The following is a 7,227-nucleotide window of genomic DNA, read 5'->3' as shown; positions in this document are numbered from 1 at the left end:
GTCGGCGACGATGCGGGTTTCCTGAACGCGTCGCGGATCAAGGGCTCGCATGCGGCGATCAAGACCGGCATGCTGGCTGCCGAAGCTGCTTTTGAAGCCGTGCAGGCAGGTCGCACCAGCGATGAACTCACCGCCTATCCGGAGAGTTTCAAGACTTCGTGGCTGCACACCGAACTGCACCGCGCGCGCAACTTCAAGCAGTGGATGAGCAAGGGCCTGTACCTCGGCACGCTGATGGTGGGCATCGAGCAGAAGCTGCTGGGCGGCAACGTACCGTGGACGCTGCATCATCAGCATTGGGATCACGAGATGCTCAAGCCGGCTTCCCAATGCAAGCCGATCGTGTATCCGAAGCCGGACGGCAAGCTTACGTTCGACCGGTTGTCTTCCGTGTTCATCTCGAACACGAATCACGAAGAGAATCAGCCGGCTCATCTGACGCTGAAAGACCCGTCCGTGCCGGTGAATGTGAACTGGCAGACCTATGCCGGGCCGGAGTCGCGCTATTGCCCCGCTGCGGTTTATGAGTTCGTGAAGAACGACGACGGCAGCGAACGCCTCGTGATCAACGCGCAGAACTGCGTGCACTGCAAGACCTGCGATATCAAGGACCCGACGCAGAACATCGTGTGGGTCACGCCGGAAGGTGGCGGCGGGCCGAATTATCCGAACATGTGACGCAAACGCATCCTGCGCCTGCGGGCGCGAACGAACCGGAGTGGGACGATGAGCAATGCAGCGAAGGAAGTCGTGGTGGTGAGCGGTGTCCGTACCGCGATCGGCGATTTCGGCGGGAGCCTGAAGGATTTCTCGCCGACCGATCTCGGTGCGAAGGTCGTGAGCGAAGTGCTGACGCGGGCGAACGTGCCGGGTGATGCGGTCGGGCACGTCGTCTTCGGCCACGTCGTGAACACGGAACCGAAGGACATGTATCTCGCGCGCGTCGCGGCGATCAACGGCGGCGTCGCGCAGCACACGCCGGCGCTGACGGTGAACCGCCTATGCGGCTCCGGCCTGCAGGCGATCGTGTCGGCCGCGCAGACCATCATGCTCGGCGATGCCGACGTCGCAATCGGCGGCGGGGCGGAGAACATGAGCCGTGCGCCGTTCACCGTGCCGTCCGCACGCTTTGGCCAGCGCATGGGCGACGCCAGGCTCGTCGACATGATGCTCGGCGCGCTGCACGACCCGTTCCAGGCGATCCACATGGGCGTGACGGCTGAAAACGTCGCGAGGAAATACGGCGTTTCGCGCGACGCGCAGGATGCGCTCGCGCTCGAATCGCATCGTCGTGCGGCGCGCGCGATCGCGGAAGGCCGCTTCAAGGATCAGATCCTGCCGATCTCGATTCGCACGAAGAAAGGCGAGGTCGCGTTCGACACCGACGAGCACGTGCGTCACGACGCGGGCTCTGACGATTTCACGAAGCTCAAACCGGTGTTCGCGAAGGAGGACGGCACCGTGACGGCCGGCAACGCATCGGGCATCAACGATGCGGCCGCGGCCGTGTTGATGATGAGCGCGGACGCCGCGCGCGCGCAGGGCGCGAAGCCGCTCGCGCGGCTCGTCGCGTATGCGCACGCGGGCGTCGACCCGGCCTACATGGGCATCGGCCCGGTGCCGGCCACGCGGAAGGCGCTCGAACGAGCGGGTCTGAAGATCACGGATCTCGATGTGATCGAAGCCAACGAAGCGTTCGCCGCGCAGGCCTGCGCGGTCACGCAGGAGCTCGGCCTCGATCCGGCCAAGGTCAACCCGAACGGCTCGGGCATTTCGCTCGGCCACCCGATCGGCGCGACGGGCGCGCTGATCACGGTGAAGGCGCTGTACGAGCTGAAGCGCATCGGCGGGCGTTATGCGCTCGTAACGATGTGTATCGGCGGCGGCCAAGGGATTGCGGCGATCTTCGAGAACATCTGATAATCGACCGCTCAGCACCCGAACACACAGTACCAGATACAAGGAATCGTCATGGCCATTGAAACCGTCGGCGTCGTGGGCGCCGGAACCATGGGCAACGGCATTACGCAGACCGCCGCCGTTGCAGGACTGAACGTCGTGATGATCGACGTCAGCGACGCGGCGCTCGACAAGGGCGTCGCCGCACTGAAGGGCAGCCTCGAGCGGCTCGTGTCGAAAGAGAAGCTCGACGCCGGCGCACGCGACGCCGCGCTCGCGCGCATCAATACGTCGACTGATTACGCGAAGCTTGCCGCGGTCGACATCGTGATCGAAGCCGCGACCGAAAACGTCGATCTGAAGGGGCGCATCCTGAAGCAGATCGAGGCCGTCGCGCGCCCCGATGCGATCATCGCGACCAACACGTCGTCGATCTCGATCACCGCGCTCGCCGCGCTGCTTGCCGATCCGTCGCGCTTCGTCGGCATGCACTTCTTCAACCCGGTGCCGCTAATGCCGCTCGTCGAGATCATCCGCGGGCTGCAGACGAGCGATGCGACTGCGTCCGCGGTGCGTGCGCTGACCGAGCGTTTCGACAAATCGCCGATCGGCGTGCGGAACGCGCCGGGCTTCGTCGTGAACCGGATCCTCGTGCCGATGATCAACGAGGCGTTCTTCGTGCTTGCCGAAGGCATCGCGTCGGCCGAGGAGATCGACGCTGGGATGAAGCTCGGTGCGAACCATCCGATCGGGCCGCTCGCGCTGGCGGACCTCGTCGGCCTCGACGTGTGCCTCGCGGTGATGGACGTGTTCCAGAAGGACTTCGGTGATCCGAAGTATCGCGCGTGCCCGTTGCTGCGCGAGATGGTGTCGGCGGGGCGGCTGGGGCGCAAGACGGGGCGCGGGGTGTACGACTACGGCAAATAAGCAGCCGCGAATAAGTGGCACGCGATTGTCCGCGCGTGCGGCCGCGCCCCTTCGGTCGGCGCGGCCGAGTGCCGCGCGTCGGCACGTCCCGTCGTGGGGACACAGCGATGGATCATGGTGCGTCTATCCACTTGCAAGTTGCCGGCCGACGATGGAGCTGCATCCTGGCCACAACCACTTAGGCGGGACCGAACCCGAGACTTCCTAAAGGCACTGTCACGTTCGCGAGGCAGTCGGTTAGGATAACGCGATGAAAAAGACGAAATCGCTGTATCACGGTCATCGATTCCCGGCATCAGTGATCAGTCGCACCGCCCGGTGGTACTACCGCTTCCAGCTGAGTCTGCGCGATATCGAGGAGTTGCTGTTCGAGCGCGGCGTGATCGTCAGCCACGAATCGATCAGGCGGTGGGTAGAGAGGTTTGGCGTCGGCTTTGCACATCGGATCAAGGCCGCGCGGTGCCAGCTGGGCAGCACGTGGCATCTTGACGAAATGTTCGTGACCTTACGTGGCGAGCCTTATCTCCTGTGGCGCGCGGTCGACCAGCATGGCATGGAACTCGACATCCTGCTGCAGAAGCGACGCGACAAGGTGGCCGCGAAACGTTTCTTCAGACGCGCATTGGCGGCCTGTCAGAGGCGCCGAAGAAGATCGTCACCGGCCAGCTGCGCAGCGACCCTGCAGCAAAGGCCGACATCCCGGAACTGGCGACGGTAAAGCATGTATTCGTCAAGGCCTGTGCGCGCGTGAACAACCGCGCCGAAAACAGTCACAGCCAACACGTGAACGCGAACGACGCATGAAAGGGTTCCGCGATCCGCAGCGCACGCAGTCCTTCCTCTCGTGCTTCGGTCCGATCCGCCAGCACTTCGCGCTGAAGCGTCACCTGCTGCGTGCCCCGCTCTATCGCAAACAACTCGCCGGCCGCTTTGCCGCGTGACGCGAATTCACCGGTATCACCCAAACTCCGTCCACCGCTTTCTGAGGGGACACCCTGCCTACCGATCTCTATCACTGTACCGCCAACGTGACAACGCCATAAGGACTCCTTCCCGCCGCTGAATTTTCTCCACTCGCCAGACCTTATCGCAACACAACCTCCAGCGCAGCCCGCGGTTTCCATCAGCGGATACGCGACGTGCCAACGCACATCAGAATCGCCTCCAGCGCATACTGCGAGACGTTCTCTGCCTTCCAGCGCGGGGTTCCGCGTCTTTGTCGATTCTTTCATCGGCGACCTTGTATCGCCGGAATCCTAGCGTCCATCTCTTACTGCGACACAAACCAAAGATTGCCCGGTACCAAGTCCACGAGGCGCTCTTCTCATGTCGCTCAACTTCCAGCAGCAACCTGCGCTCCCGACACCGCGCAAGGAAAATGGACTCTGGATGGCAAATGTGAGGCCCGCGCGTAAGCACCTCACGCTTGATATGTCCAGAAAAATATCTGTTGTGCTTCTCTTTTTTGTCGTTCTAAAGTCAACCGTCGAGCGCTTACCAATTCTTTGTGAGCACCTCACGGATATGCGCTTTTTGCTCACTTGGTGCAGGACATAAATCGACTAAGCGGCTCACGCTGAGATGATTAGTAATCCGACATTAACTATTTACCGAAACGGGAATATGAAATGCACAAGATGGCTCTGGCTTGTTCTGCAGCACTCGTTGCACTTGGCACCGTGACAGCGACGCCGGCCTGGGCCGAGGTCACGCTGTACGGCATTCTCGATACGTACCTGGGTTATACGAACGCAGGCGGAAAAGGCGCGCAGACGGCGATGCAGAGCGGCGGTCTGTCGGCAAGCCGCGTAGGGATCAGAGGGAGCGAAGATCTCGGCGGAGGCCTGCGTGCGACCTTCGATCTCGAGAACGGCATCCTCACTAATTCGGGCGCGGCGACGGATTCGACGCTTGCCTTCAGCCGCAATGCATGGGTCGGTCTCGGCACGCCGTATGGCGAGTTCCGTTTCGGTCGTCAGAACTCGGTGCTGCTGCTGATGCACAGCAAGTTCGACGCGTTCTCCGGCGGCACCTACGGCTCGTTTCTTCACAACGCATCGACGTTCGTGTTCCGTTACGACAACATGATCACGTACTGGTCGCCGAACGTCGCCGGATTCACGTTCTCCGCGGGTGCGAGCCTGGGCGGTCAGACGTCGCCGCATGACGCGCTGAATGCCTACGTCGGCTCGATCGACTATCAGCGCGGCCCGCTGTACCTCGGCGTCAGCCACGCGGAACAGAACGGCGCGAACGGAAAAGTCAATACGAAGACGACATTTGCCGGCGGCAGTTATCAATTCGGCAGTTTGACGGGCTATTTCGGCTATTACCGCGGCAACAACCTCGGCTCGAATATCTCGACCAATGTCGAAGGCAAATACCACAGCGTCTATTCGCTATCGACGACCTATAACGTCACACCGGCGCTACGGCTCGCGGCCGGCGTCGGCTACGCGCAGGATAGTTCAGGCAAGGATAACAACGCGGGAGAAGTGAGCGTCGGCGCGTTCTACAGCTTCAGCAAGCGGACGCTGGTCTACGGAACGCTTGAACGGCTCGTGAACCGTCACGGCGCGACCTATGCGCTGATCGCCAATGGACCCATCACACCGAACACGCCGACGCGCGGAGAAGGCGTGACGGGCGCGCAGATCGGGATACTGCATTCGTTCTGACGGCGTGAAGGCGCAGTGAACTGCCATTTGGATATGTCATGCGAAAGAGGCCACAAAGCGGCATGGTGTATCGCTGAACAGCTCAGAAGTCACGTTTTTTTTGCGTGCATTTTTTTAATGGCTGTTCTAAGTTAACTCATCACCTGCCCACACGGATCGTTGTGAGCAGCCTACGAGACGAAGGAGAGGTGTCGTGAAAGATCCTGCAGCTCCGACGGTGGAATTGATTGACTGTTCGAACGAAGCAAAACTTCTCAGTGAGCGTGCGTGTTCCGCGATCCGTCAGGACATCCTGTCCTGCGTGATCGAGCCGGCCGCCACGCTGACCGAAAGTGCGCTGACTGCACGCTACGGCATCGGCAAGGCAACCTGCAGGGTGGCGCTGCAGCGTCTCGCGCAGGAAGGTTTTGTACGCATCGTGCCGCGTCAGGGTTACGTGGTGACGCCGATTACGTTGAAGGATGTCGAAGAAGTGTTTGCGCTTCGCCTTGAGCTTGAACCGCTGTCTGCGCGGCTCGCTGCAGGCAAGGCGGATATCGACCTGTTGACGCGACTGGAGCGCGCGTGCCGCAACGACGATACGTCGCTTGGCATCGGCAGCCGGATCGGCATATTCATGGACGCAAATGCCGCTTTCCACATGGCGATCGCCGAATGTTCGGGTAACGGCCGTCTGGTTCGCATGCTGGGCGGCCTGCTCAATGATATGGCGCGGCTCGTGTCGCTCGGCTTCGGCGTGCAGAACACGAAACCGGAGATCCGCCATGACCACACCGCAATGATCAGCGCCCTCGCGAGCGGCGACGGCAAACGCGCCGAGCAGATCGCGCACCGGCATGTGGCGACGTTCCGCGACATGACGATGGAAAAGGTAATGGCGAGCCTGCGCGACACGCATGCTGGCGCTCCGATCGTCCCGCTGCGAGGCGCACGATGAACGCGGTGACTACCCAGGCCATGTTCGAGAAGGCAGCCACGGCACGCAACGCGGTGGAGGTGGAGCACGTTTCGAAGCATTACGGCAAGCTGGCGGTGCTTGAAGACATCAGTCTGACCGCGCCTTCGGGTTCTGTGTTGGCGATCGTCGGCGCGTCCGGATGCGGCAAGAGCACGTTGCTCAACATCATCGCAGGGTTGATGCAGGCTGATCATGGCGACGTGCGGATCGACGGAGTCGCCAGCGAGCCGACGCAAGATACGCGCGTGGTCAGCTACATGTTTCAGGAAGACCGCCTGCTACCCTGGCGTACGATTGTAGCGAACACGGAGTTTGGTCTTGAGGCGGGTTCGCTCAATGCCGAACGGCGGCGCGAACGCGCGCTGGCCGCGTTGAAAATGACCGGCCTTGAAGGATTCGAGCACGCGTACCCGCACGAGCTCTCGGGTGGCATGCGCAGCCGGGTGGCGCTCGCGCGCAGCCTCGTCGTGAAGCCGTACATCCTGTTGATGGACGAGCCGTTTTCGAAGCTCGATCCGCAGATGCGTTCGCAGATGCACGCGGAACTGCTGCGAATCCGCGAACAGTTGAAGATGACTGTCGTATTCGTCACACATGACGTAGAAGAAGCCATCGTGCTCGCAGATAAGGTGGTTGTGCTGCGTCCGCGGCCGGGACGCGTGCGCGATGCGCTGACGATCGACTTGCCGCGGCCGCGCGATCCGCTTGCCGCCGAAGTCGCGGAAACGGTGCGCCGCGTGCGCGCTCTCATTTAAGGACGTTGCG

6 protein-coding genes and 1 pseudogene are annotated in these 7,227 nt (G+C 61.9%); all 7 read left to right on the top strand.

Going from position 1 to position 7,227, the window contains the following annotated elements; translation table 11 throughout:
* The coding region (locus tag B0G73_RS32010; protein ID WP_181196686.1) for an electron transfer flavoprotein-ubiquinone oxidoreductase at nt 1-678 on the top strand (678 nt) is incomplete at its 5' end.
* 48 nt (nt 679-726) lie between these two features.
* Nucleotides 727-1,920, top strand: a complete 1,194-nt coding sequence (bktB, locus tag B0G73_RS32005) for a beta-ketothiolase BktB (protein WP_106285142.1) — start codon at nt 727-729, stop codon at nt 1,918-1,920.
* Between the two features lie 51 nt (nt 1,921-1,971).
* A complete protein-coding gene (locus B0G73_RS32000; protein ID WP_106285141.1) occupies nt 1,972-2,826 on the top strand; it encodes a 3-hydroxybutyryl-CoA dehydrogenase in 855 nt (284 codons plus the stop codon).
* Nucleotides 2,827-3,076: 250 nt separating this feature from the next.
* Nucleotides 3,077-3,767: pseudogene (locus B0G73_RS31995) on the top strand (IS6 family transposase).
* A gap of 687 nt (nt 3,768-4,454) precedes the next feature.
* On the top strand, nt 4,455-5,504 hold the full coding sequence (locus tag B0G73_RS31985; RefSeq protein ID WP_106285139.1) for a porin: 1,050 nt from the start codon (nt 4,455-4,457) through the stop codon (nt 5,502-5,504).
* Nucleotides 5,505-5,697: 193 nt separating this feature from the next.
* Nucleotides 5,698-6,441 carry a GntR family transcriptional regulator gene (locus B0G73_RS31980; protein ID WP_106285138.1) on the top strand — a complete coding sequence of 248 codons (744 nt, stop codon included), beginning with the start codon at nt 5,698-5,700 and terminating at the stop codon, nt 6,439-6,441.
* Complete coding sequence (locus B0G73_RS31975; RefSeq protein WP_106285137.1) at nt 6,438-7,217, top strand: ABC transporter ATP-binding protein; 780 nt, start codon at nt 6,438-6,440, stop codon at nt 7,215-7,217. Before B0G73_RS31980 ends, B0G73_RS31975 begins: the two co-directional genes overlap by 4 nt.
* The last annotated feature ends 10 nt before the right edge of the window (nt 7,218-7,227 follow it).

Source organism: Paraburkholderia sp. BL25I1N1 (genome assembly GCF_003002025.1).
GTDB lineage: Bacteria > Pseudomonadota > Gammaproteobacteria > Burkholderiales > Burkholderiaceae > Paraburkholderia.
Note: the sequence above shows the minus strand (reverse complement) of the source record. Positions and strands in the feature narration are given on the sequence as shown.

Excerpts from the sequence above, each read along its gene's own strand:
- B0G73_RS31975 (WP_106285137.1), top strand. The coding sequence starts at position 6,438 with ATGAACGCGGTGACTACCCAGGCCATGTTCGAGAAGGCAGCCACGGCA.
- bktB (WP_106285142.1), top strand. The coding sequence starts at position 727 with ATGAGCAATGCAGCGAAGGAAGTCGTGGTGGTGAGCGGTGTCCGTACC.
- B0G73_RS32000 (WP_106285141.1), top strand. The coding sequence starts at position 1,972 with ATGGCCATTGAAACCGTCGGCGTCGTGGGCGCCGGAACCATGGGCAAC.
- B0G73_RS31985 (WP_106285139.1), top strand. The coding sequence starts at position 4,455 with ATGCACAAGATGGCTCTGGCTTGTTCTGCAGCACTCGTTGCACTTGGC.